Source organism: Pedobacter endophyticus, assembly GCF_015679185.1.
In the GTDB taxonomy this organism is placed as follows: Bacteria; Bacteroidota; Bacteroidia; order Sphingobacteriales; family Sphingobacteriaceae; genus Pedobacter; species Pedobacter endophyticus.
The window spans coordinates 700,555-727,287 of record NZ_CP064939.1 but is presented as its reverse complement, the minus strand read 5'-3'; the positions used below and the strand labels follow the sequence as shown (position 1 = coordinate 727,287).

Here is a 26,733-nt window from a genome sequence, read left to right as displayed (position 1 = left end):
AAGAAAAATTTATCCAATAAAACACAATGGAAAACTCACAAAAAGGGTTCATCCCGGTAATGCTTACGCCTTTTTTAAACAACGGAGATATCGATTATCCCGCAATGACCCAGTTAACCGAAATTTATCTGCAAGCTGGCTCATCAGGTCTGTTTGCCAACTGCCTGTCGAGCGAAATGTTCGAACTTACAGATCAGGAGCGCATCCAAATCATCAAACATGTGCTTAAAGTGGTAGATGGCGCTGTTCCGGTGGTTGCCACGGGCACTTTTGGCGGCCCCATAGCACAACAAGCCGACTTTGTGAAAAAAGTAGGCGATTTGGGGGTTGAGGCCGTGATTGCCATCACCAGTTTGTTGGCCGATGAACATGAAGCTGACGAAGTATTAAACGAACGGGTTTTTCAATTGCTCGATCAAACGCAGGATATTCCTATCGGTTTTTACGAATGTCCGGTGCCATACAAAAGGGTGTTAAAACCGCAACAATTGGCCGACTACGTTGCAACAGGGCGAGTGATCTATCATAAAGATACGAGCTTAGATCTTGGCCAAATCAAGGAAAAGTTGAGCCTTACCGATGGCCACGCTTTTGGCTTGTACGATGCATATATGGTTCACGCTGTAGACTCGTTAAAAGCAGGGTCTTCGGGCTTATCATGCATTCAGGGTAATTACTTTCCAGAGTTAATTGTTTGGTTATGCGATCATTATAACGATGAAAGCCTAAAAGATGAAGTTGTTGCCGTTCAGCAATTTATGATCGATAATATGGATGTAATGCATAATGTTTACCCGATCGTTTCCAAGTATTTTCTACAAAAAAGGGGATTAAATATTTCAACTTTTACCCGTAGAGACGTGGGTTCATTTACGCCAGAAGTCGCAAAAAATGTTGATCGACTGTTTGAGGATTATACCGCTTTGCGAAGTGATTTGAATATTCAGGTTTATATATAAATTAGCCCGTCAGGTCTCAACCGTAAATAATCCGTCATATCGGAAACCGATTTTTCATCGGTTGAGATGTCTCTGCCTGCGTTGGGCAGGTGTTTCCGATTAGCACATGCTGAAAGGAGGTAGTGCTTAGGTAAGAGATTTCTCCTTGAGCTGTGCCAAAGGCATCCCCTCAGGAAAAAAGCTTCGGTTCGAAATGACGTCATGTCCTTCGCCAACCTTCGTCATATCTCAACCGATTTTTCATCGGTTGAGATATCTCTGCCCACGTCGGGCAAGTGTTCCTGATTAGCAGAAAGTGATTGGTTCCAAGAGATTTCTCCCGTAGCCGAAAAGGCTCCAGTTCGAAATGACGACCTGAGTTGCTAGCTCAAATACTTCCGTTTATAATCCAACGGCGTCATTCCGGTTACCTTTTTAAAGTGCCTGTAAAAGTTCGATACATTGTTAAACCCACAGTCGAAACAGATCATTTCAGTAGGTAACTTGTTCTCAATCAAAAATCTGCAAGCGTGACTTACCCTAATTTCGATTAAAAAATCGTAAAAAGTCTTCTTCGTCATTAGCTTAAAATACCTGCAAAAAGAAGTCACGCTTAAATTGCTCAACGAGGCAACTTCTTCCAGTGTAATCTCTTTCTTGTAGTTACTGAGCGTATAGTTGCAAATTTTATTAATGCGCAACGTTTCAGATTCGTTCGATTGGTAAAAGGTATTCTTACTGGTTACAATGGTTGCAAATTCATCCGTTTCGGCCAAGGTTTTCAATATCGAAAGCAAAATAATGATGCGATCCAAATTGGTGGCATCAACCGCTGTTCGCATTAAATCAATCAATTTTTCCTTTGCTTTCCCATGAATAACCATTCCGGCCTTGGCCTTTTCAAACAATTTCGGAAGCAGGTAAGCCTCAGGTAAGGTGAGCAGGTATTTTCCTAAACAATCGGGAGAGAAGTGAATCACCATCGCCTCCGTAGTCAAATCCGGGTTATGCTGAAAATATTCGTCTTTACAGCGCCAGGTGTGCGGCAAGTTTTCGCCCAATAAAATCATTTCATCAGGTTCAAAATTGCTGATGTTATCGCCAATAAAGCGCACCCCTTCACCCTTAATTACATAATGAAGCTCCAACTCGGGATGGTAATGCCAAATGTTGCCAAAATCGGGCTTAATATCATGCCTGATACTAAACGAGCTTTGCAGCGTAATGGGAACTTTATGAAAATGGGGTTTCATCTCAAGCTAAAAATATTTGGTTAGAAATTGTAACAAGGAAGCGATGTGCTAATTGCGAATCATATCCCTTGTGGCGCTAAAGTTAAAAGCTTTTATGCTAATATCCTATATTAATTTGATAAAAACTACCAGAAAATAGTGTTTTTGATTGTTGAGTTTTGTATAAAGCCTACTAGGCGACGACCCAAATATAAACAGACAAATTATTTTTATATAAAATTTTTGTTCATTAATAAATTATGAGGCAAGGCAATCAAGAAGAAGTTCTATTGGTTTCAAGTGGCGATTTACGCCTTTCGGCAAATCAAAACTGTTGGGCAGCACAAGTTGAGATGGAGAAGAAATTAACCTCGGCTATCGAAAAGCTGGGGCGTAAGGTTAAGCGTGCCCATGCCTATGATGCATCAAAAAAACATGGCTTTATCGATTCGCAACGAATGGGGATGGATATTTTCAGAAATATCGATCCAAATCAGCCTTTAATCGTTGCCGAAAGCGTTTGGCAATACTCGCACCACGTGCTGGCGGGCTTAACTACCCACAAGGGCCCAATTTTAACGGTAGCCAACTGGAGCGGCCAATGGCCCGGCTTAGTGGGCATGCTAAACCTGAATGGTTGCTTAACCAAGGCCCAAATACCCTACAGTACTTTATGGAGCGAGGATTTTACCGATGAGTTTTTTACCGATAACCTGCAAGAATGGTTGTTAACCGGAAAGGTGCGTTACGATCAAACGCACGTGAGGAATTTTATGTTAAGTAAGATTCCGAAGGCCGATGATAAAATAGGCAGAACATTTGCCCGCTCATTAAGAGAGCAGAAGGTGATTATGGGCGTGTTTGATGAGGGCTGCATGGGCATGTATAACGCCATTATTCCCGATGAGTTGTTGCATAAAACCGGTTTCTTTAAAGAGCGCTTGAGTCAATCGGCGCTATATGCCGCCATGCTCGAGGTAACCGATAAAGAGGCCGAAGCCGTTTTAAATTGGCTGCTGGACAAGGGAATGACCTTTAATTGGGGCAAGAATGAAGCCACCGAACTGACCAAGGGGCAAACCCTCGAACAGTGTAAAATGTATATTGCCGCCTTAAGGATTGCCGACGATTTTAGCTGCGATACCATTGGCATCCAATATCAACAGGGATTAAAAGACTTAACGGTTGCGAGCGATTTGGTTGAGGGCTTGTTGAACAATGAAGACCGTCCGCCGGCTTTTTCCAAAACGGGGAAAGAACTTTATGCCAAAAAAGCATTGCCGCATTTTAACGAGGTTGATGAATGTGCCGGATTGGATGCTTTGTTAACTTACAAACTGTGGAATGAGCTGGGAATGACGGGCGAAACTACTTTGCACGACATCCGCTGGGGCGAATATTATAAGGACGAAAATGTAGATGGCTTTGTGTGGTTGTTCTTGATTTCGGGGGCAGCGCCCGCCGCACATTTCGTTAACGGCTATGCCGGGGCTAGCAGCGATAGGCAGCCGGCCATGTATTTTAGGTTAGGCGGCGGATCGTTAAAGGGAATCAGCCGGCCGGGTTTTATCGTGTGGAGTAGGGTGTATGTGATGGAAAACGAGCTTCATTGCGATTTAGGCGTGGGCGAAGTTGTTGCCCTGCCCGATGAGGAAACCAAAAGGCGTTGGAACGGCACAACTCCTGAATGGCCGATTATGCATGCCATTTTAAAGGGCGTAAGTAGAGATCAGTTGATGGCCCGGCACAAGGCCAATCACATTCAGGTGGTATACACCAATTATGAGGCTGCTGCCCACGAGGCCTGCCGCATTAAGGCCGCCGCCATGGACGAACTTGGCTTAAAGGTTCATTTTTGTGGCGACGTTAACTTAACTAAGAAAAGTAATTCACTATAAAATATTAAAATGATGAAAGCATCCATATTAATTTTACTATTAACCTGCTCGAGTGTGATTACGGCCTTTGCCCAACAGATGACGCCTGACGAAAAAGCAAAGTATGTGAAGGTAATTACCGAACGTGCCGATAAAATTGTGGCCAACCTGAACATTGCCGATACGAAGAAATACGAGAAGGTACGAAACATCATCAGAGATCAATACAGCAACCTGAACGATATTTATACGGTGCGTGATGCGAGGTTGAAGGAAATTAAGGCGAAACATCAGGATAATAAAGCTGAACGCGACACGGCCATTGCGAAACAAAGCCGTGCGACTGATGCTGCCTTGGCGAAGCTGCACAAAAAGTACATTGGTAAACTTTCTGCGGAGCTGAGCACTGAACAGGTTGATTTGGTGAAAAACGGAATGACCTACAATGTTTTACCGATTACGTATAAAGCTTATCAGGAACAAATTTTAACCCTTACTGAGGCACAGAAAAAACAGATCTTGATTTGGTTAACCGAGGCACGGGAGCACGCCATTGATGCCGAATCATCAGATAAAAAGCATGCCTGGTTCGGAAAATATAAGGGACGCATCAATAATTATTTATCGGCTGCTGGCTACGACCTCAAAAAAGAGGGGATAGAATGGGAGAAAAGAAGGAAAGCCAAGGCTGCGAGCAACTAAATCGTCAAAAAAAATAACCGTAACATTTATAAAATATGCCTATGCCATAAATTTACTTGTAAGGATAAATTAACCTCGTTTTGCTTTCTAACTAAGAGCGAAATACCTTTCTAACCAAAAACTAAAAAACAAAATTATGAAGAAGAAACTGCCTTTATCAGTGTGGCTACCTATTTTGCCCTAGCGTCTTCCCTTTCAGATATATCACGTTATCATCAATTATACGCGGAGTCGATCTCAATTATCGATTGAATTTGGTGTATGGTTTCAAATAAAATTAGCACTGCAAATCGCTGTTTACAAGCTCTTTTGCTTAAAAATGGCACTAACCAAATAACAAACTATGAACTTAAAATTTTTACGCAAAATTGCTTGGGTTTTAACACTCATGACAATTATCAGTGCCTCGGTAATTGCCCAAACACGGCAGATTACGGGTAAGGTTGTCGATCAGCAAGACGGCAATCCCATCCCTGGGGTAAGTGTCGGCATTCGTGGCAAAACCAATAATGTGAGCACAAACGATAAGGGTGAGTTTTCTTTAATTGCAGATCCTGCAACCGACGAACTTGTTTTCTCCTACGTTGGCTATGTGCGCCAAACGATCGCACTTTCAGGAAAAACTACGTTAAGCATCAGCCTTGCCGAAGATAAAAAGGACCTCGAAGATGTTGTTGTAATTGGATACGGAACCAAAAAGCGGAGCGAGATATTGGGCTCGGTTGCTAAAATTGATGCCAAGGAGATTGAAGATTTACCGGTGCCAAACATCGCGGCAGCATTACGAAATAAACTGCCCGGAGTAGGGGTAAATACCGTATCTGGTAAGCCCGGCTCATCCATTACGATCAACATCAGAAACTCGGCTGCTTCAGAGCAATCGCAACTATACGGCGTAACTTCCGAACCGCTTTATGTAATTGATGGGATAACTGTTACCAGAGATGAGTTTGATAACATCGATTTATCAATGGTCGAAAATATTTCCTTTTTGAAAGATGCCTCGGCAGCCATTTATGGCGCTTCGGGTGCAAAAGGTGTAGTTTTAATTACCACCAAAAGAGGATCGAAAGGTAAGCCAAAAATCAGTTATACAGGTTATATTGGCTTTCAAGATAATACCAGCGATGTAAAAATGCTGAGCGCCTATGAGCACGCCATGTTATTGAACGATGCCAACATCATTAAAAATGCCCCTACTTCATCTTTGTTCTCAGATCAGGATTTGGAAACCCTAAAAAACAATCCGAATAAAAGTTGGTTTGATGAACTTTGGAAAGTTGCCGCCACCAACCGTCACAACATTAATATATCAGGCGGCTCAGATGCCATTACATTTTTTGCCGGAGGTAACTATTACAACGAAACCGGAAATTATGGCGGTATTACCTACAGTAAGTATGCCTTTAGATCGGGTATGACGGCGAAAATCCTTCCTGGCTTAACCGCGGATGTAACGCTCAACACCGACTTCAACAAAAAAAATAGCGATACCTATAAAAACGGTGGCGAAAACGATCAGGCTTTCTTTCAGCAACTGATTACTACTCCGCTGTGGGTTCCTATTCAAATTGACGGCAAACCCGTAAACTACAATAACAACACCAACCCGCTCGCAGTTACCAGCTCGGGCAACAACATTTTTAGTAAATCGCAAGGTTTAAACATCAATGCATCCTTAAACTATAGCCCTACTTTTATACAAGGCTTAACCGCAAGCGTTCGCTTTGGTAAAAATAACCGTAGCGGAAGTGGTGGCCAGTACATTCCACCATATACGGTTTATAACTTCAAAATGACCGGGCAAAATGGCCTGTTGTATACAAATGAGGTATTAAATACATTAACTGCTGTTGGCGTGGCCAACACCTTGTTGTTAAAAAGTACAGACATGGCATCGAGCTATCAGGCCATCGGATCATTAAACTATAACAGGCAGTTTGGCAAGCACAGCATTAGTGCTTTGGCCGCTTTCGATCAATCGGAGAATAACAGCGAGTCGCTAACAGTTTATTGGCGTAACCAGGTGTTAGCCAATGTAGATCAGTATTGGGGCTTTGACCAGTCGACCTTTACCATGCAGGAAAATACCTTCGGTGAGGCCGTTCAGCGATCGTTTATCAGCAGGTTTAGCTACGATTATGACAAGAAATATCTGGTTGAAGGAATTGCCCGGTGGGATGCTTCATCCAATTTTGCGCCCGGAAACCGTTGGGGATTGTTTCCCAGTTTAGGTTTAGGTTGGGTAATTAGTCAGGAAGATTTTTTTAAGGATAATATAAAGTTTGTAAACAGCCTGAAACTACGTGCCAACTACGGTTTGGTGGGAGAGGCCAGGGTAGATGCCCGTTTATGGCAGTCGCGCTACAAGGTAGATCCTAGCGGCTATTCATACAACGAATCGCTTTTTGGCGGATTAAACCCATCTATATTGCCAAATCCAGATATTAGCTGGGAAAAGTCGAGAACATTGAACCTCGGTGTCGATGCCAGCTTGTTCAACAACAGGTTAAACGTTACCTATGAGTTTTACAACAGGTACTCTTACGATATGTTCGATAAGGGAAACAACGAAAACTTCCCGATGTATGCAGGTTTCGAAGCGCCAATTCTTAACTATCAGGAAAGAACGGCATGGGGACATGAGATTTCAATCGGATACAGAACCAAATTGGGTAAAGATTGGGGCCTCTCAACTGATGTGCTGTTTGGCTTCGGCAACAGTAGGATCAACAGGATGTTTTATAATGAGTTTCAGTTGTGGGATATTACCTATCCCGACCTGAAGTACCAGTTCGGTACCAACCCGAACACTTACAACTCATCCAATTACGGCTTAATCTCCAAAGGGATGTTGCGTACGCAGGCTGATCTAGATGCGCTGTTGAACAAATATCCAACCTATACCATTAATGGTTCTGTGCCACAAGTGGGTTGGTTGTATTACGAAGATATTAACGGCGACGGCAAGATTACGGAAAAGGATCAAACCATCATGTTCGACAGAACAAACTCGTTCGGCATTGGGTTTAACGTAGGGCTAACCTGGAAATCGTTCAGTTTAAATACCAACTTTGTAACCCGTTTCGGAGGTAAAGTATTCTTCGATGCAAAATCGAAAGCGCCTGCAAGTACATCTGTAAACGTACCTGCGTATTGGAAAGACCACTGGACACCAGAAAATCCGAATGCCGAATTTCCTCGCTATGACGACGCCTCAATTGCCGCCGGCTGGAACTCTACCTTCTGGGCAAGAAGTGGTACGCTAATTAGAATAAACAATATGACGCTGACCTACAAGATGCCAAGGAACTTTATGAACAAGATCGGCATAGCCGACTCGCGACTGGTTTTAACAGGCAACAACCTTTGGACGATTATTAATCCGCTCGACTACAAAGACCCATATTCGTCGACCATTTATGATTACCCTACATTGAGGACCATATCTGTAGGTTTAAATATTAGTTTGTAATGCTGTTTAACTTAATCAAGGTAAAAATGAAATTTTATAATAAACCGACATTGTTTATTGGGATAATGGCAATGCTCACCATATGCATTTCTTCTTGCAAAAAGGACTTCTTCGATTTGAAAGATAGAAATGGAATGGACTCGAGAATCTGGGACAACGAAGGCTCAATTCAGTTTCTGCTAAACGATACCTACGATGTGATCATGCCAGATTATCCCTACGAGGTAACCGCAGATAACGTACTGTTTGCCAGCGACGAGGACAAGTTTTCTTCGTCAGAATCGATTATGAGGAAGGCCATTGGCGTTAACGGGGTGCTCACTTCAAACGACGTAAAATATATAGCCACTAAATACCAGGGAACCAAAGGCGATAACCGCTATTTCGACATTGCCCGTTGCAATACCGCAATTAAAGAAATCAGCAACGGATCGCTGCCTCAAACCGCGAAAGATAAGCTTCGCGGGCAATTTTTTGCGCTCAGGGCATTAACCTATTTCCAGTTAACACGCCTGTATGGCGGTGTGCCATTGGTTTTAGAGCCACAGAACCCCGATAACCTTACCTTAACCGGAAGGGCAAAAGCGGCACAGTGTATCGATGCCATTGTTAACGATTTAGATTCGGCGATGAAATTATTAGATGGCGTAACCTGGAATGATGCCACTGAACGTGGCAAATTTACACGGCGTGCCGCGGCGGCATTAAAAGCCCGCGTATTGTTGTACTGGGCAAGTCCCCAATTTAACCCACTCGATAACGCGACACATCCTTTTGATCAGAGCAGGTGGCAGCGGGCCTATGCGGCCAGCAAAGAGGCATACGACATTTGCAAAGCCTCGGGAAGTGCGTTAATGCCCAATTATTCGGATGTATTTTTAAAAGAAGGCACAACAAATACCGAAGCTATAATTGTGCGCTCGTATTCGAGTAAGCTGGCCAAGCGAGGGCAGAATGTAGAACAAAAAAGCAGACCAACTGAAGAGGGCGGAAACGCATCGGCATATACCCCGACGTTACAGTTAGTAAATGCTTATACGATGAAAGATGGTGTGCCAGTTGGTCAGGCCAGTTCTTTTACATACGATCCGGTAATTTTTTGGGCCAACCGCGACCCGCGTTTCGATGCTACGATAGCTTATAACGGAAGCACGTGGAAACTGAGCGGCATTGCCAACAGACGCCAATGGAACTATGTTAGCGGGGTAACAGAAGCATCGCCACAAGGGTTCTATCTAAAAAAGTTTACTGATCCCGATTTGGCGAAAGGTTCGGTAATTTATGCCAATGATTTCGGTGGCAATGGCCTCGACTGGGTAGAACTCCGCTTTGCCGAGGTAATTATGAATTATGCAGAATGTGCAAACGAAATAGGCAACCTTCAGGAAGCAAAAGACCTGATTAAACTGATCAGGATAAGGGCAGGCATTGTGCAGGGTACGCGAAACTATGGTTTGGATCTGGCCACTTCTAAAGAGCAAATGCGTGATTTGATTTTGAACGAACGCATGGTCGAGTTCTGTTTTGAAGGGAAAAGAAGCTTTGATTTGCGCAGAACCCGTAAGCTGCATTTATTGAGCGGCAACATGCAAACCATACAATGGAGTGTGAAAACTGCAGCATTAAAAACCGAACTGGAAACCGTAAATTCAAATGGTGTTCGCTTTAGAGAAAGCATCAACATTAATGATAAAACTACATTTAACAAGTATTTTACCACTGCCAATGTAAACCTCGGTGCAACTGGTTTTGGAGCGTTAGATACCTACTACTTTTACGCCCTGCCATCTACATTTATGAACTCGAGCCCGCTGCTAGATCAAACTATCGGATGGGATGGCGGCACTTTCGATCCTTTGTAAACCACGTATCACTCATAAATAAAATGAAAATGAAAAGAAATTTAAAATACGTTGGCCTGTTGTTTCTGGGAGCACTCGGCTTCTCGGCCTGCAAAAAAGATACCGAAAACATATTTAATATGTTTGATGAATTAAGTGTAACCTACACCGCAAACAGCCCTTATGCGGTTACCGAGTATAAGGATGTAAATGTTGGCGATAGTGTATATATTGAGTACACTATCGAATCGGCAAAAGAGGACATGTACGTAGCTTGTGTTTTTGAAACATCCGCTGCAATACCCACAAAGATACCGTTGAACGATTCGCAAAGACGAAAATACTCTGGTGTGTTTAAACTTAAGATGGACAACCGGGTGGGTAAGATCACGTACCGGGTGTGGGCGCTGGATAAGGCGGGGATTTACCTGGGCGACGGCTACAAAAGCGTTACCTTAAATGTACTGCCCGATTACAAATACTTTGCTTCAAGAGAAATATTTATTCCCGATTCGGTAGGCAAAACATCAAACTCTTATATTTCGTTAACTAGTGGCGAGTTGTTCAGCTATGCCAACGGGAGGGATAATACCAGTAAAATTGATTTGGGTCTCTACCGTTCTGTTTTAACCGGTAGTAGCGGTACAGTGGCCAATGGCTTTATCTACGGCGTATATGCCCTCGATGCCAATCCGCTGCCATTTACAGCTTACGACATTAGCTCATGGACAAACAAAAGGGCGACCCTTGTGGCTGCCCCTAAAACCGGTCAGCTATCGGCTTTTACAAATCTCAGAACCGGAGCGCAAATCGGTAGTGCTGGTAAGAGCGCCAAGCCTACACTTAAAGCAATTACAACAGGTTTAATATCGGGAAGTTTGTTTTACTTTTTAACCCCCGAAGGAAAATACGGCGCAATTTATGTAAATTCCGTATCGAGCAATAATTCATCAAGAGGCGTTTTTCTCAATATCGATGTGAAAATCCAGAACTAAAGAGGTAACCTCAGTTTGGTTAGATAAGGAAGCGATTTATCGCTTCCTTTTTTTGTGCTTTGTGGTTTATAATATTGCTGCTAACCGTTGACTGAAGTCAACGGCAATGAATCCGATACTTTTTCTTATCGGCTGGTGTACTCACCCGCCAACATAGAAAAAGCTTTGATAGAAGCAGTTTAGGCACTCAAACTTTAGATTTCTTGTCCCTCGACTATTGGAACGTGGTCTACCACGTCATTTGCCCCGCTGTTGGGGTAGGGTAACGTGGTCAACCACGTCGTTTACTCCAATGCCGGGGTGTGCAACGTGGTCTACCACGTCGTTTACTCCGTTGCCGGGGTGTGCAACGTGGTCAACCACGTCGTTTACCCCGTTGGCGGGGTAGGGTAACGTGGTAAATGGGGTTCCGAACGTGGTGTACCACGTAGGGTAACGTGGTAAACGGGGTTCCGGACGTGCTCTACCACGTAGGGTAACGTGGTAAACGGGGTTCCGAACGTGGTGTACCTCGTGTACTAACGTGGTAAACGGGTAGTATAACGTGGTGCACCACGTTATACTACGGGGTTAATGGATTGTTGAACGTGGTTCACCAAGTGCTAAGCACCTGTAAAGCCGTTTTCTGGAGGTATAGGCGATTGGGCAGAACCACTACCGCCGCCAGCAAAAAACTGCGCCAGCTCACTTACCTTGGTATTGAAACCAAGGGCGCCCCTCGTGTTTTTGTACTTGGCAAACTCGTAATCAGTAAGCGCCGCCTGATAATTGTCCCAGTCGTGCAAAACCTTGGCGGCATTCAGGCCGTCAATCGTACTTTGAAGCCGTTGTATAGCATTTTGTAGCACCATGCGGGTGTTATAGTCACGCTCAAATTCCTCCCAGTCTACATCGTTGCTGCTCAGGTTCGCTTCGCTGTTGTGGTAATCCCTTACCTTGTTGATGATAAGTTTGTTCTGTTCATTCACGCTGCCATACTGGCGGCGCTCATCGGCCGATAGATTGGCCAGTTTGCCGGTTAAGGCGGCCTCAAGCGTGTTCATAGCCGCTGTTAATGCCGTTTGTTCCTTAGCGGAAAAATGACGGCTGTCGAAATTGTTAAATGCCATAAGGTTTTATATTTGGTTTAATTGGTTTTCGATTTTAAAAACCGATCTAAATGTAATTAAATATTCCTAAAAGAGGTATTTTTTTAATTACAGTGTTGCTATTCATCTTGTCTACTGTCTTCAATAATCGATTATCGAAATTCAAAGCTAACGATGCTAATGAGGCTGTAGCCAAGCCTCCCTTTATCATTCCTCTCAGGTGTAGTATTGCATAGCTTTACATACCTGTACCTATGAGCGTTTGGGTTAAAAAGCCAATATAAAGAAGTCAAGCTTTTAAAGCTTGACTTCTTTTGGTTATAAGCTGTGTGAAATCAAGTTCCGCTTGTAGATACAAGTGAATTTATATTTTTCCTACCGGCTGGTGTCATCACCCGCCGACAATAAATCGCTTCCTCTTTTTTACGCCCAACCCCACCTAAAGTAACAATTTTACGATTTAACATTTTTATTTAAGAATGTTGTATTTATATATGAATAATTATTTTTACCTTGTATGCTAGTTTTTAGTTATACCCTGTTTGTCTTTTTTAAATATTTTTAATCCCTAAATAATTTAAAAAAACCTCTCCTAAGACATTTCAAGAGTATATTCTAACACAAGAAGTAGATTTTCAATATAATCTAACCAAAAAATATTTTATAATAATCAACCCTAAAATGAGCCTTATTATGCATCCCCATCGATCAAAAATCGCTAAGCGCAAACCTATCTTGAGCAAAACGCTCCATTAATCAAAATCTTTAATCAAGTAAAATTCATTATTCGATAAAAATCGGGTGATACCGAGTTGAATTAACAACTAACCAAATAATAAAATGAACATTAAAATTTTAATTAAAATTTCTATGTCCTTACTACTCCTATTGGTAGCAAGTACAGCGCTGTTTGCACAAGACCGTAAGGTAACGGGCAAGGTGGTAGATCAGGCAGATGGGCAGGGCATTCCCGGCGTAAATGTAAGTTTAAAAGGTGTTCCGAGCAATGTAAGCACCAATGGCAACGGCGAGTTTACCATTCAGGTAAGAAGCAATAGCGATGTATTGGTATTCTCTTACATTGGCTATATTCGCCAGCAGGTAACTGTAGGCACGCAAACCAACATCGCAGTGAAGCTCGTTTCGGAGAACAACGATTTGGAAGATGTGGTAATTGTAGGTTACGGAACACAGAAAAAAGCCTCGCTAACGGCGGCCATATCTCAGCCCGATTTGAAAAAGGTAGAAGATGTACCTGCCCTTAGCTTAAGTGCCGTTTTACGTGGTACCATGCCGGGTGTAACCGTTGGTGGTGGCGTTCAGCGCCCCGGGCAAGCCGCTACAATTACGGTACGGAACCCGACGGTACTTTCAAAAGATAGCCAACAAGGTACCAATCCAATTTACGTAATTGATGATGTAGTTCGAAGTCAGCAAGATTTTGAGCAACTAGATCAAAGCATGGTCGAAAGTATTTCGGTGTTAAAAGATGCCGAAGCCGCAATATTTGGGGTTTCAGGATCGAACGGTGTAGTCTTAGTACGTACCAAACGCGGTAGAACGGGTGCGCCACGCATCAATTTCAGCTCAACCGTTGGTTTTTCTAACGCCACAAAGCTTCCCGAGTTAATGTCGGGCTTACAATTGGGTAACTACGTTAACGATTATTTAAATGCTTCAGTTTATGCACAAACCGCTTCTGGCACGCCAAATAACAATTATATCAACGCCGATGGTTACCGCGTAATTAACGGTGTGCCCGATTTAACACGTCAAACACAATGGTACACGCCAGATGAGCTTGAATATTTTACCAACAACAATCACAACTGGTTAAAAGAAGCTTTTCAAACCTCAACCTTGTTAAGAAACGCCGTTAACATTAGCGGCGGTACCGATAAGGTAACCTATTTTATTGGTGGCGATTACGTTACGCAAAATTCAAACTTTAAAGGTATCAATTCAGATAAATACGGTTTGCGGGCATCTATCGAAGCCAAGCTATCAAAGCGTTTAACCGTTTCGGGTTCAATTAGTGGTGATGTGAACTCGACAAAAAGTTATTTCTATAAACTGAACAGCACATCAGAGAGTTTGGATAACGATGTGGCCAGTTTGCAAAACGTTAACCCATGGTCAGAATATTACATCAACGGCAATCCCGTTATCCTCGGCTCAAGCAATACCGGCGGTTTAGATAACGTAAATTTCTTTCTCGTGCAAAACTCCGACAACTTTACCGGGGGCAAACGGTACAACATGAACTTTTTGGGTAAGGTTACTTACGATATTCCGGGAGTAAAAGGCTTACAGGCTACCTTTACCGGAAATAAAAATATCAACTCAACCAACAACAAGCAGTTCGGCACCACCTTTACCTATTATAAATATGCGGGCGAAGGTGCCAACAACCACATCCCCGGAGGCGCTTTATTAGGAACCTATACCATTAAAAACGGCGATCGCGTACGTTTAAATCCTGTTTTTGCCGAAAATTATCAATTGAACGCAGGTTTCAATTATAACCGAAGCTTTGGTAAGCACAACATTTCGGCACTAGCCTTGGTTGAGCAACGAGAAAGCAGCTCGGAAGGGGTTGCAGCCATGACGGAGGGCGTAGTTGCGGGAGGTTTACCCTATCAAACCTTTACCGTGGGCACGCAAACCTCAACCCAATCATCGCAATTGAGTCAAGACGGATTTCAATCCGTAATTTCTCGTATTAACTACGATTACGACAATAAGTACTTATTACAGTTGGTATATCGTGCCGATGGTAGTGCAAAATTTAGCCCCGGAAACAATTGGGGAAGCTTCCCGGCAGCATCAGTGGGTTGGGTAATTTCCGAAGAAAACTTCTTTAAGGATAACGTAAAATGGATCGATTTCTTAAAATTTAGGGCAAACGTAGGCTTAACCGGAACCGATGCAACCAAGGCCTACCAATTTTTACGTTCGTACAATTTGGGTACGGGCAGTAGCGGTGGCGCCGTATTTAACGAAGCCGATAGAACCATTGCCATTAAAACGAACGTAGCCATACCGAATGATGCTGTAGTGTGGGATCATGCCTTGAAAACCAATTACGGTTTCGATATGCAATTGTTAGGTGGAAAGCTGAGCTTATCAGGAGATTATTTCTGGAACCACAATTACGATATGTTGGCCACTTTACAATCGTCGGTATCATTCCTGATCGGTGCAGCCGTACCAACCGAGAATTACGGCGAGGTTAACAATTTTGGTTACGAGTTTTCGGCCACATGGAAAGATAAAATAGGAGACAAGTTCACCTATAGCTTTAGCCCGTTTTATACATGGAACGATAATAAGATCATCAAATACGATATCGCCTCGGGTAAAGTGGGTACACTTGAAGATTTAACAGGTCAATCGAGCGATGCAGGCTATTTCGCCTATAAATCATTAGGCATTATCAGAACCCAAGCCGATGCCGATGCCATTATTGCGCAAAGAGCGGCAGCAGCTGGCGGTGCAAATAAGGTGAAAATTTTAGATAACTTTTTACAACCCGGAATGATTAATTACGAGGATGTAAATGGCGATGGTATGATTACTGTGGCCGATAAAAAGTATGTAACCAACCGTCAAAATAACCACAATAACCTCGGTTTAAACTTCAGCTTGGGCTACGGACCGATAAATGTGAACGTAATTGCGGGCTTATCATGGGGCGGATATACCTCCATTGGCGGATTAAAGGCGAGCGGTAACGGCTCAACGGTTTACAACAACAGGGCTTCGTACTGGGTTGATCATTGGACACCAACAAACACCAATGCCGCGTACCCGAACCCATATTTCTCAAGCGCATTAGAGGATAGCGATTTCTGGCTCGTTTCGGCCACACAACTGGGTATAACCAATGCCAACGTAAGCTACACCGTACCCAACAAGCTAACCAGTAAAATCGGTATCAACAGCATCAGGGTATTTGCACAAGCTACCAACCCCGTACAGTTTATTAATCCATTCCCGAACAATTACAGAGATTTTCTAACGCCAATGGGTGCTTATCCTACCTTACGCACCATTTCATTTGGTTTAAATGTTGGTTTATAAAAACATCGTCATGAAAAAAATTATCATATTATCATCCTTAGCGCTAAGCACCGTTATGTTTTTCGCTAATTGCAAAAAGGTTTTAGAAAAGCAAGATCTGGGCAGTTTCACCGAAGATCAGGTTTATAACGATTCTACCACCGCAACGCTGAGCATTAATTACGTGTATAGCCAAAATCAGCCCGGTTGGTTTGGCAACGTTGGTGGTTTGAGCGCTTCGGTTAATGCCCTATCCGATGAGCAATCGGGCGATAACGTATTTACAAGAGGAACCGCAACCATCGAATCGGTTACCGATTTGGGGAATGTAAGTACGCAGGGCAACTACTTTAAAATCCGTACCATTAATATGTTTATCCGCGATATTAATGCCGGAACGTTGGCGCCTGCCGTAAAGAATAGATTTGCATCGCAAGCCATTTTCTGGAGGGCGTTCCGCTACTTTGAGCTCGTTAAGCTATATGGTGGCGTGCCGCTGGTATTAACGCCTTTAGATGCTGTTGGCGATGAGGCCAAACAAGCCGCACTTTTACCACGCAACACCACAAGCGAAACCTTTGCCCAAATTGTAAAGGATCTCGATACCTGTATCAAGTACCTTCCTAACAAATGGCCCAACAATGCCGATTACGGTCGCATAACTAAAGGTGCAGCGATGGCCTACAAAGGCAGGGTGCTACTTTATTGGGCAAGCCCAGAGTTTAACCCAACCAACGATATGACCAGATGGCAGGCGGCCTACCAAGCCAACGCCGATGCGGTAGCCAACCTAACTGCAAACGGATTCGGCCTTTATAACAAATGGGATTACTCGATGTGGACTACAGAAGGTAGCGCTGGTGGAAGCACCCCACGTAACCCCGAGGCGGTTTTAGCTACCCAATACAATACCAGCCAAACCGATATCGGTCAAAACAATTCTACCTATCCTAATTCAACCGTTCCAAAGTATATTGGTACCAGTGGCGGCTCAAATCTGCCAACGTGGGATATGGCTATGGCTTTCCCGATGAAGGATGGTAAGGATGTTGGCACTTCGACGAAATATCCGTACAGCATCAACACGTTTTATAAAAATCGCGATCCACGCTTCGATCAAACCATTGCCTACAATGGGGCAAACTGGCCGCTGTTGGGCAATACCAGCTACCGTTTATGGACGTATTACTACACCAAAACCACGGGGCTTACCTCTACAGAAAGCGCTGCAACATCATCAGGCTTATACCTTAGAAAAGGAATTGACCCTACGTTAACCTTAACCAGTTTCCCGAATGCGGGCACCGACTGGATTGAGATCCGTTACGCAGAGGTATTGTTAAACCTTGCAGAATGTGCGGCAGAGATAAGCAACATTGGGCAGGGTCAAGAAGCATACGCCAACTTAATTGCCTTAAGAAAAAGAGCGGGCATTGAGGCTGGTACCGATGGTTTGTACGGTTTAACCGCCGGAATGTCTAAAAATCAATTAATTGCTGCCATTATGAGAGAGCGACAAATTGAACTGGCTTTTGAGGGCAAACGTTTTTGGGATTTGAGAAGAAGAAAATTGCTGGAATCGACATTGAACGGCAAGAGAAGAACTGGCGTAACCATCACCTTAAAAAATACCGGCACCAATAGCGATTACATTTTAGCCACCAGAGATGCAGCCGCGAATACCGATTTGGATGCTTTGTACACATCGAGCTTCACGGTAACAACGAAGACACTCGATTCTTATAACATCAACTATCAACCGGGCGTTTACTTCTTCGGGATACCAACGGCATCAATGCAGAGCAATATTAATCTGTTACAGAATAACACCTGGGGCGGACCATTTGATCCGTTGCGGTAATACAATGATTTTTTAAAGGTGGTAGCTCGCCACCTTTAATTTTGTTTGGTTTCAATAAAGGGTGCCTGAAAGTTTGGGCATCCTTTTTTTATTGATGTGAGTTATAGATGTGTGGTTTTGGATATCCGTTAAGTAAAAAAAGTAAAGTCGTCATTGCCCCAAGGGGGTTGCTTTGTAGCGAGGCACACCCAATGTCATTTAGTTAAGGATAAAACAAAAAGCATTGTCACCCTGAGCGGAGTCGAAGGGCGATGTTTATTTGTTTTATCCTACAGAAAGGGTCTTCGACTCCGCTCAGACTGACAATGGACAAGCTCAACTTAATAGCATTGGAGGGCTGGTGAGTAGGCAAGGACAGTAAGCTGTAGGTTGCGGATGCTCATTTTCCACCATTGAGGTTATTTTGCAACCCGCTGTATTGTAAGTCGCTATACGAACGGTCGTCCTGCTGGATTTATTTCAGCATCTTTCTTGCTATAAAGGCCCTGATCCCGTACGTACCTATGGTGTGGACACATTTTTGAAATATCGTTTTACAAGCTGAAATCATCAAAATGCCAACACATTTTATGGCGTTTTCTAAGAACGGTCGTCATCCTCAGCTTGACTGGGGATCCTAATGCGCAATAAATTGGGCGCCCAGCATTAAGATTCCCGCCTGCGCGGGAATGACGGCGCATAAAACGAGATGTGTCCACACAATAGGTACGTACGGGACAGGGTGACGAGGCGCTTAACCAGAACGCTTTAAGATTCCCCCCTTCGCGGGAAAGACGGCAAGAATACTAAACGTCATTCATATTGATTTTTTTTTCAAAAAATCACCCTCAGCATAACCAAACCAGTGCTGTTATTGATACCTTTCACCGATAGCAATGATAGGCTGGCTTAGTGAAAAGGAGAACGTTTAAACGCTCAATTTTTTCATTTAAGAATGTTACATTTATATATGAAAATTTTGGCTACCTTGTAACGTGGCTGTGATAATCAACTGAGATTGTTACCATGATTTCCGTCCGTTGATAATATTGTACAATAGATGGCGAAAATTATACAGTAAATACCCTATTTTAGATTGCAAATTTGAAAAACAATATACTTTCTAACCAAAATTAGTAACCAAAGATCGGAAAAGAGATGCGCTTAAATTTTTAAATTACGGATAAAATTGATCTGTAAAATTTAGATATTCAGCTTAATTTTTTTTACATCTTCAACGAGCAACACACAAATGAAAAGAAAATTTTTAAACCTGTTGGTAACAACGGCGTTAATGTTCTCCGCAAATTCTTCCTTTGCCCAATATCCCAACATTCCCGATAATGTTAAAAAAACATCCGATTCGATGATGAAGGCAGCTTATCACCAATCTGATATCGCTTGGGAAAAAGCCAAACCTATTATTGCCAAAGAAGCGGCACAAGGAAAACCTTATATTCCGTGGGCAGGTCGCCCAACCGATTTGCCACAGTCAGAATTGTTGGCCTTTCCGGGTGCCGAAGGTGGTGGCGCGTATAGCTTTGGTGGACATGGCGGTAGAGTAATTGTTGTGAAGAACCTAAACGATAGCGGACCGGGTTCTTTGCGTGATGCGTGTGAGCAAGGTGGTGCCAGAATTGTAGTTTTCAATGTGGCTGGAATCATCCGACTAAAAACTCCATTAATTATTCGTGCTCCATACATTACCATTGCAGGCCAAACTGCACCGGGCGATGGCGTTTGTGTAGCTGGCGAATCAGTTTGGTTAAACACCCACGATGTGATTGTTCGCTTTATGCGCTTTAGAAGAGGCGAAACCTTTGTTGGTCGCAGAGATGATGCCATTGGCGGAAATCCGGTAGGCAATATTATGATCGACCACGTTTCGGCAAGCTGGGGCTTAGATGAAAATATGTCGATGTATCGCCACATGTATAACGATAGCACGGGCAAAACCGAAGAGAAATTGGGAACGGTAAACATCACCATTCAAAATTCAATTTTTTCTGAAGCTTTAGATTATTGGAACCATGCTTTCGGCTCAACGCTGGGTGGCGAAAACTGTGCTTTTGTGCGCAACCTTTGGGCCGATAACGGCGCCCGTAATCCATCAATTGGTTGGAACGGCATCTTCAATTTCGCTAATAACGTGGTTTTCAACTGGAACAACCGATCGACAGATGGCGGCGATTACACCGCTCAATACAATATCATCAACAATTTTTATAAACCCGGACCTGTAACCGATATTGGCGATCCGATTTCGTATCGGATTTTGAAGCCTGAATCGGGAAGAAGCAAGCTGCCTTATGTAGTTTTTGGCCGTGCTTATGTAAGCGGAAACATTATCGATGGAAACGAAAAAGTAACCCAAGATAACTGGAACGGCGGCGTGCAAATGGAAAATAAAAAAGGCAACTTAATGAGTTTAGAAGAAGCGGGCAAATATTTCCCGGCCATGAAAGCAAGCAAGCCTTTTCCGATGCCTAAAATTTCAATCATTCCTACTTTACAGGCCAAGGCTTACGTTTTGGCAAATGCCGGCGCAACACTGCCTAAAAGAGACCCGGTTGATACCCGTGTAATCAAACAAGTGGCTACAGGCAAAATTGAAGTACATCCAGATGCCAAACCGTCGGCATTTCAATTTGAGCACCGTCGCTTGCCGGGCGATTCATACAAACAAGGCATCATAACCGAGGTTTCGCAGGTTGGCGGTTATCCAGAATATAAAGGAACGCCATACAAAGATGCCGATGATGATGGCATGCCCGATGCTTACGAATTGAAGAATGGCTTAAATCCAAAAGATGCGACTGATGCAGCGAAAATTACCAAAAGCGGTTATTCAAATATCGAAGTGTATTTAAATAGTGTAGTTCCAGTTTCAATTGTTAAGCCTATTTAAGAAGTATTCTTCATTTCGAACTGAAGCGAAGGCCCGAGGCTTCGGGAGAGAAATCTTTTACAATAAGTAAAAGTCCAAAGATTTCTCCACTTCGGTCGAAATGACGATCCTGATAATTAATATATATGATCAAGGTCTTTATATATAAAACCAAGACTTTTCCAATGAAAAAATATTCTTATATAGCGCTACTAATAGCCACTTGCGGCTGGGCGAATTCGGCTTTTGCCCAATACCCCGTAATCCCGGAGGCGATGGAAAAAAGGGCCGATTCGCTGTTGAAATCCATTGAAGATAAATCAGAACAACAGTTTCTAAAGGTAAAGCCGATTGTTGATGCAGAAGCAAAACAGGGTAAGCCGTATATTCCGTGGGCAGCAAAACCAAGCGATTTACCACAAGCTAAGATGGTGGCCTTTCCCGGTGCCGAGGGCGGTGGCGCTCATGCTTTTGGTGGTCGTGGCGGCAAAGTTTATGTAGTAACGAACCTGAACGATTCTGGAAAAGGAAGTTTAAGGGAAGCCTGCGAACAAGGAGGAGCCCGAATTATTGTTTTTAACGTTGCCGGAATTATCAAGCTGAAAACACCGTTGATTATCCGTGCGCCTTATATCACCATTGCGGGTCAAAGCGCTCCGGGCGATGGCGTTTGTATAGCAGGCGAATCGGTATGGATTAACACGCACGATGTAGTAATTCGTTATATGCGTTTTCGTCGCGGAGAAACCGACGTAACCCGCAGAGACGATGCCATTGGCGGTAATCCCGTTGGGAATATCATTATCGATCACGTTTCGGCAAGTTGGGGATTAGATGAAAACATGTCGATTTACCGCCATGTTTACGATCCGAAAGACGGTTCGAAACCAGTGAAATTGCCTACTGTAAATGTCACTATCCAAAACTCGATCTTTTCAGAAGCTTTAGATACCTATAACCATGCTTTTGGTAGTACCATTGGCGGTTTGAACTCTACGTTTATGCGCAATCTGTGGGCATCCAATATTAGTCGCAACCCGTCTGTTGGCATGTATGGCGATTTTGGCTTTGCCAATAACGTCATCTTCAACTGGTGGAATCGCAGTGCCGATGGCGGCGATAATGCTTCATTTTACAGTTTCATTAACAATTATTACAAACCGGGGCCGATTACGCCAGCGGGCGAGCCAATTTCTTACCGCATTTTGAAGCCAGAATCGGGTAGAGACATTAAATTCAGAAATGAATTTGGTCGTGCCTACGTTACCGGAAATATCATCGAGGGCAACGAAAAAGTAACCAAAAATAACTGGGATGGCGGCGTTCAGCCCGAAAGTAAACGCGACAAGCAGAAGCTGTTGGATTCCATCCGTACCGATAAACCTTTGCCAATGGCGAAGATCTCGATCATCGATACCAAAAAAGCTTACGACTATGTTTTGGCCAATGCCGGAGCAAGTTTGCCCGTTCGCGATGCTGTGGATAAACGTATCATAAGACAAGTGACTACTGGTAAGATTGAGCATGTTGAAGATGGAAAATTGCCAGCGAAGCAAGGTTACGTAAAGCGTCGTTTACCCGCCGATTCGTATAAAAAAGGCATCATTTCGGATATCGCACAAGTGGGTGGCTATCCTGAATATAATGGAACGCCATACAAGGATTCGGATAACGATGGAATGCCTGATGCTTATGAGCTGAAAAACGGATTAAACCCAAAAGATGCTACCGATGCGGCAAAAATTACTAAATCGGGTTATGCAAATATCGAGGTTTATTTGAATAGTTTAGTGGATGTAAGTAAGGTGAGACCGTAAGAAAGCTTAAAGGTTAAAGCCGAAAGCGAAGAGGAAACAAGGCGCATAGTATAGCCATCTCGTCATTGCGAAGAACAAAGCAATCTCCAAGCGATGGAAAACAAAACGCCAATAACCCACTGCCTAAAAAGAGGAAGTAAGCAGGCAGAGACAGTAAAAATGGGCAAGGGGTTCTTCGTTGCACTCAGAATGACAAACGGTCTAGCAAACCCGTCATTGCGAGGCCGGGCTGTGTGAGCTGAAGCAATCTCTAAGCGATGGAACGCAAAACGCCAATAACCCACTGCCTAAAAAGAGGAAGTGAGCAGGCAGAGACAGTAAAAATGGGCAAGGGGTTCTTCGTTGCACTCAGAATGACAAACGGTCTAGCAAACCCGTCATTGCGAGGCCGGGCTGTGTGAGCTGAAGCAATAGCCAAGCGATGGAAAACAAAACGCCAATAACCCACTGCCTAAAAAGAGGAAGTAAGCAGGCAGAGACAGTAAAAATGGGCAAGGGGTTCTTCGTTGCACTCAGAATGACAAACGGTCTAGCAAACCCGTCATTGCGAGGCCGGGCTGTGTGAGCTGAAGCAATCTCGAAGCGATGAAAGACAAAACGCCAATAACCCACTGCCTAAAAAGAGGAAGTGCGTAGGCAGAGACAGTGAGAAGTAGGCAAGGGATGCTTCGCTATGCTCAGCATGACAAAACCGTCTCGTCATTGCGAGGAACAGCCTGTCCCGATTTCTCGGGAAAGCAATCTCTACTTGCAAAGTTAGATTGCTTCGGCTCGCTCTAACCCGGCCTCGCAATGACGACCATACTAAAAAAATAAGTATTTAATGCCAAAAACTAACCACATATTAACACAACTAAAAACCCTACCAATTTTGGTCGCGTTGCTTTTTGTTGCGAACTTTTCTTTCGCTCAGAACACGAAGCCCGTTGAGCCACCGAAGCCAATTTTTAAAGGCAAGGACGGTAAAATGGCTTACACGCCTGACGGGCAAGGCGATCGAATTCCCGATTTTTCTTATGCTGGGTACATGGCAGGCGAAAAGGCGATTCCCGATGCAACGATAAAAGTTATTGTGCCCGTTACAACAGGCGATGCCACTTTGCGTATTCAATCGGCCATAAATTATGTATCGAAATTACCCATTGGGAAAGATGGTTTGCGTGGTGCGGTATTGTTAGAAAAAGGAACTTACGAAGTAGCGGGCACCTTAAAATTATCGGCTTCGGGCGTGGTGCTTCGTGGAAGCGGAATGGATGAAAACGGCACAAAGATCTTCGCCACAGGTTTAGATCGAATCGGCGTAATTCGGATCTTGGGCAAAAAGGATCGCAAAGAAGAGACGCCGATTGCTATTGCCGATAATTATGTTCCGGTTAATGCCACTAAAATAACGCTATCCAATATCGGTGGCTTAAAAGTTGGCGATAAAATTATCATCAATCGCCCATCAACCAAAGAATGGATCGAAACCCTTAAAACGGTGGAATTTGGCGGTGGCGAAAGTACCTTGGGGTGGAAACCGGGAACAAGAGACATCCATTGGGATAGAACCGTAACAGCAATTAACGGATCAAGCATCACCTTTGATGCGCCAATAACAACCGCTTTGGATGCAAAATTTGGTGGCGCAGCAGTTTCAAAATATCAGTGGGACGGAAGAATTTCGCAATCGGGCGTAGAAAACCTAAAACTAGAATCCGATTACCACAAAGAGAATCTTAAGGATGAATACCATCGCTGGACAGCCATTTGCATGGAAAATGTTGCAGATGCCTGGGTTCGTCAGGTAGTTTTTGAGCATTTTGCAGGTTCGGCCGTAAATGTTTTAGAAACCGCAAAAAGAGTTACCGTTGAAGACTGTAAGTCGCTTGCGCCAATTTCAGAAATTGGTGGCGAACGCCGTTATACATTTTTAACCACAGGGCAGCAAACGCTTTTCCAAAGGTTATACGCCGAATATGGTTATCACGATTTTGCCGTCGGTTTTTGCGCTCCGGGGCCCAATGTTTTTGTGCAATGCCAATCGTATTTACCTTTCAGCTTTAGTGGTACAATTGATAGCTGGGCATCGGGTGTGCTGTTCGATATTGTAAATGTAGATGGCAACGCGTTGAGTTATTTAAACCGCGGGCAGGATGGGCAAGGAGCGGGCTGGAGTGCTGCAAACAGTGTTTTTTGGCAATGTAGCGCTGCCCGAGTAGATAATCCACAGCCACCAACCGCACAAAACTGGGCTTTCGGAACCTGGGCCCAATTCTCCGGAAACGGTTATTGGGACATGTCGAACGAGCAGATTCAACCGCGAAGCCTTTATTATGCGCAGCTAAAAGATCGAGTTGGCGAAGAAATTGACAGGCGGGCATTTGTGCTTCCCGTTGAAACCGAAGCTTCAAGCAGTCCGCCCGTTGATGTGGCTATGAAACTAACCAAACTGGCCTATACGCCTGCTATAACCGTTTCAGCATATATTGATTCGGCAGCGGCAAGAACTAAAATTCCGACAGCAGCAAATCAAGCAAAATCCATTGATAAAATAGGTTTAGATCAAGTTATCCAGCCTAAAAATGCAGCCGCAATGGCCATCAGAAATGGCTGGTTGGTGCGAGGCAACGAACTGGTGGTGGGCAATAGACAGGAAGTTCCATGGTGGAACGGAAGCGCCCGTCCGCATGGATTGAAAAACACAAGGTTTCACATTACGCGTTTCGTTCCCGGCCGTGAAGGCAATGGCTTAACCGATAATTTAGATGCCATTACCGATGCTATGGAAAACGGTTCGGTTAAAATCATCGATCACAATTATGGCCTTTGGTACGATAGAAGAAGAGATGATCACGAGCGTATTCGCCGCATGGATGGCGAAGTTTGGGCGCCATTTTATGAGCTGCCTTTTGCCCGTAGCGGACAGGATAAGGCTTGGGACGGGCTGAGCAAATACGACATTACGAAGTACAACCTTTGGTATTGGGACAGGCTAAAAACATTTGCCAATCTGGCCGATCAAAAAGGACTGGTGCTTATTCACGAAAACTACTTTCAACACAACATTATCGAGGCCGGGGCGCATTATGCCGATTTCCCTTGGCGTACGGCCAACAACATCAACAATACTGGTTTTCCTGAGCCCGTACCTTATGCGGGCGATAAGCGAATCTTTATGGCCGAGCAGTTTTACGATATCAGCAACGAACATCGCAAAGCGATACATAAGGCCTATATCCGGAAATGCTTAGAAAACTTTGATGGCAATACGGGCGTAATCCAGCTAATTGGCGCTGAATTTACAGGTCCTTTGCATTTCGTTCAGTTTTGGATTGACACGATAAAAGAGTGGGAAAAAGAGACGGGCAAACACCCAATTATTGGTTTAAGTGTAACCAAAGATGTTCAGGATGCCATTCTTGCTGATCCAAATCGGGCAAACGTTGTCGATTTAATCGACATCCGATATTGGCATTATCAGGCCGACGGAATCGCTTATGCCCCTAAAGGCGGCTTAAATTTGGCACCTCGTCAACATGCTCGTTTGCTAAAACCCAAAAAGACTTCATTTCAAGAAGTGTATCACGCTGTTGCTGAATATAAAATCAGGTTTCCTGAAAAAGCGGTTATTTATTCTGGCGACAATTTCGACAGCTACGGATGGGCGATTTTAATGGCTGGCGGTTCATTGTCGAATATTTCCAATTTAGATGCCTCGATTCTCGACCTTGCCTCAACGCTAAAGCCGTTTCTTCCGGCAGGTGAAAATACAGCACAATACGGACTGGAAAACGCAGGCAAGGCTTACTTGTTATACAATGCATCTTCAAGCCCTATTCAGCTGGATTTAAGTCAATCGAAAGGCAAATTCAATGTTAAAGTATTGAATCCAAATACGGGAAAAGTCATTAAAGAGGAGCGCATTAACGGTGGCGCTGTGGTTAAACTGAATAAGATTGCATCGGGCGACGAGGTGATCGTCATCAATAAAATTTAA

At 43.7% G+C, this 26,733-nt stretch carries 14 protein-coding genes; 11 read left to right on the top strand and 3 right to left on the bottom strand.

Annotation, left to right across the window (positions count from 1 at the left end):
- The first annotated feature begins 26 nt into the window (after positions 1–26).
- Positions 27–959, top strand: a complete 933-nt coding sequence (locus IZT61_RS02900; RefSeq protein WP_196099700.1) for a dihydrodipicolinate synthase family protein — start codon at positions 27–29, stop codon at positions 957–959.
- A gap of 362 nt (positions 960–1,321) precedes the next feature.
- Here IZT61_RS02900 and IZT61_RS02895 read toward each other — a convergent pair whose 3' ends face one another.
- A complete protein-coding gene (locus IZT61_RS02895; RefSeq protein ID WP_196099699.1) occupies positions 1,322–2,191 on the bottom strand; it encodes an AraC family transcriptional regulator in 870 nt (289 codons plus the stop codon).
- 239 nt (positions 2,192–2,430) lie between these two features.
- Between IZT61_RS02895 and IZT61_RS02890 the strand changes: the two genes are divergently transcribed.
- The 5 genes from IZT61_RS02890 to IZT61_RS02870 all read left to right on the top strand — a co-directional run bounded on the left by IZT61_RS02890 (position 2,431) and on the right by IZT61_RS02870 (position 11,060).
- Positions 2,431–4,068: a fucose isomerase gene (locus tag IZT61_RS02890; protein ID WP_196099698.1), complete on the top strand. Its 1,638-nt coding sequence runs from the start codon at positions 2,431–2,433 to the stop codon at positions 4,066–4,068.
- A gap of 9 nt (positions 4,069–4,077) precedes the next feature.
- A complete protein-coding gene (locus IZT61_RS02885; RefSeq protein WP_230383831.1) occupies positions 4,078–4,749 on the top strand; it encodes a DUF3826 domain-containing protein in 672 nt (223 codons plus the stop codon).
- Between the two features lie 343 nt (positions 4,750–5,092).
- Positions 5,093–8,224, top strand: coding sequence for a SusC/RagA family TonB-linked outer membrane protein (locus tag IZT61_RS02880; RefSeq protein WP_196099697.1), 3,132 nt, complete (start codon positions 5,093–5,095; stop codon positions 8,222–8,224).
- A gap of 26 nt (positions 8,225–8,250) precedes the next feature.
- On the top strand, positions 8,251–10,086 hold the full coding sequence (locus tag IZT61_RS02875; RefSeq protein ID WP_196099696.1) for a RagB/SusD family nutrient uptake outer membrane protein: 1,836 nt from the start codon (positions 8,251–8,253) through the stop codon (positions 10,084–10,086).
- A gap of 29 nt (positions 10,087–10,115) precedes the next feature.
- On the top strand, positions 10,116–11,060 hold the full coding sequence (locus IZT61_RS02870) for a hypothetical protein (RefSeq protein WP_196099695.1): 945 nt from the start codon (positions 10,116–10,118) through the stop codon (positions 11,058–11,060).
- A gap of 237 nt (positions 11,061–11,297) precedes the next feature.
- Here the strand turns inward: IZT61_RS02870 and IZT61_RS22380 are convergent, their stop codons facing one another.
- On the bottom strand, positions 11,298–11,423 hold the full coding sequence (locus tag IZT61_RS22380; protein WP_262895707.1) for a hypothetical protein: 126 nt from the start codon (positions 11,421–11,423) through the stop codon (positions 11,298–11,300).
- Positions 11,424–11,662: 239 nt separating this feature from the next.
- Positions 11,663–12,169 carry a hypothetical protein gene (locus IZT61_RS02865; RefSeq protein WP_196099694.1) on the bottom strand — a complete coding sequence of 169 codons (507 nt, stop codon included), beginning with the start codon at positions 12,167–12,169 and terminating at the stop codon, positions 11,663–11,665.
- An 819-nt stretch (positions 12,170–12,988) separates the two neighbouring features.
- On the opposite strand from IZT61_RS02865, the gene IZT61_RS02860 reads away from it, so the two are divergent.
- The 5 genes from IZT61_RS02860 to IZT61_RS02840 all read left to right on the top strand — a co-directional run bounded on the left by IZT61_RS02860 (position 12,989) and on the right by IZT61_RS02840 (position 26,733).
- The gene (locus IZT61_RS02860; protein ID WP_196099693.1) at positions 12,989–16,231 is read left to right on the top strand and encodes a SusC/RagA family TonB-linked outer membrane protein; all 3,243 of its coding nucleotides are present in this window, start codon (positions 12,989–12,991) and stop codon (positions 16,229–16,231) included.
- Between the two features lie 10 nt (positions 16,232–16,241).
- Entirely contained in the window at positions 16,242–18,071 is a 1,830-nt protein-coding gene (locus IZT61_RS02855) for a RagB/SusD family nutrient uptake outer membrane protein (RefSeq protein ID WP_196099692.1), read from the top strand.
- Between the two features lie 1,231 nt (positions 18,072–19,302).
- Positions 19,303–20,958, top strand: a complete 1,656-nt coding sequence (locus IZT61_RS02850) for a pectate lyase family protein (protein WP_196099691.1) — start codon at positions 19,303–19,305, stop codon at positions 20,956–20,958.
- Positions 20,959–21,122: 164 nt separating this feature from the next.
- Positions 21,123–22,754, top strand: a complete 1,632-nt coding sequence (locus IZT61_RS02845; protein WP_196099690.1) for a pectate lyase family protein — start codon at positions 21,123–21,125, stop codon at positions 22,752–22,754.
- A gap of 823 nt (positions 22,755–23,577) precedes the next feature.
- Positions 23,578–26,733 (top strand): DUF6298 domain-containing protein, encoded by a 3,156-nt coding sequence (locus IZT61_RS02840; protein ID WP_196099689.1) that lies wholly within the window; start codon positions 23,578–23,580, stop codon positions 26,731–26,733.

Bases quoted from the DNA above. Each gene is read 5' to 3' on its own strand.
- IZT61_RS02855 (WP_196099692.1), top strand. From the start codon at position 16,242: ATGAAAAAAATTATCATATTATCATCCTTAGCGCTAAGCACCGTTATG.
- IZT61_RS02895 (WP_196099699.1), bottom strand. From the start codon at position 2,191: ATGAAACCCCATTTTCATAAAGTTCCCATTACGCTGCAAAGCTCGTTT.
- IZT61_RS02840 (WP_196099689.1), top strand. From the start codon at position 23,578: ATGCCAAAAACTAACCACATATTAACACAACTAAAAACCCTACCAATT.
- IZT61_RS02875 (WP_196099696.1), top strand. From the start codon at position 8,251: ATGAAATTTTATAATAAACCGACATTGTTTATTGGGATAATGGCAATG.
- IZT61_RS02850 (WP_196099691.1), top strand. From the start codon at position 19,303: ATGAAAAGAAAATTTTTAAACCTGTTGGTAACAACGGCGTTAATGTTC.
- IZT61_RS02865 (WP_196099694.1), bottom strand. From the start codon at position 12,169: ATGGCATTTAACAATTTCGACAGCCGTCATTTTTCCGCTAAGGAACAA.
- IZT61_RS02845 (WP_196099690.1), top strand. From the start codon at position 21,123: ATGAAAAAATATTCTTATATAGCGCTACTAATAGCCACTTGCGGCTGG.
- IZT61_RS02860 (WP_196099693.1), top strand. From the start codon at position 12,989: ATGAACATTAAAATTTTAATTAAAATTTCTATGTCCTTACTACTCCTA.
- IZT61_RS02870 (WP_196099695.1), top strand. From the start codon at position 10,116: ATGAAAAGAAATTTAAAATACGTTGGCCTGTTGTTTCTGGGAGCACTC.
- IZT61_RS02900 (WP_196099700.1), top strand. From the start codon at position 27: ATGGAAAACTCACAAAAAGGGTTCATCCCGGTAATGCTTACGCCTTTT.
- IZT61_RS02890 (WP_196099698.1), top strand. From the start codon at position 2,431: ATGAGGCAAGGCAATCAAGAAGAAGTTCTATTGGTTTCAAGTGGCGAT.
- IZT61_RS02880 (WP_196099697.1), top strand. From the start codon at position 5,093: ATGAACTTAAAATTTTTACGCAAAATTGCTTGGGTTTTAACACTCATG.
- IZT61_RS02885 (WP_230383831.1), top strand. From the start codon at position 4,078: ATGATGAAAGCATCCATATTAATTTTACTATTAACCTGCTCGAGTGTG.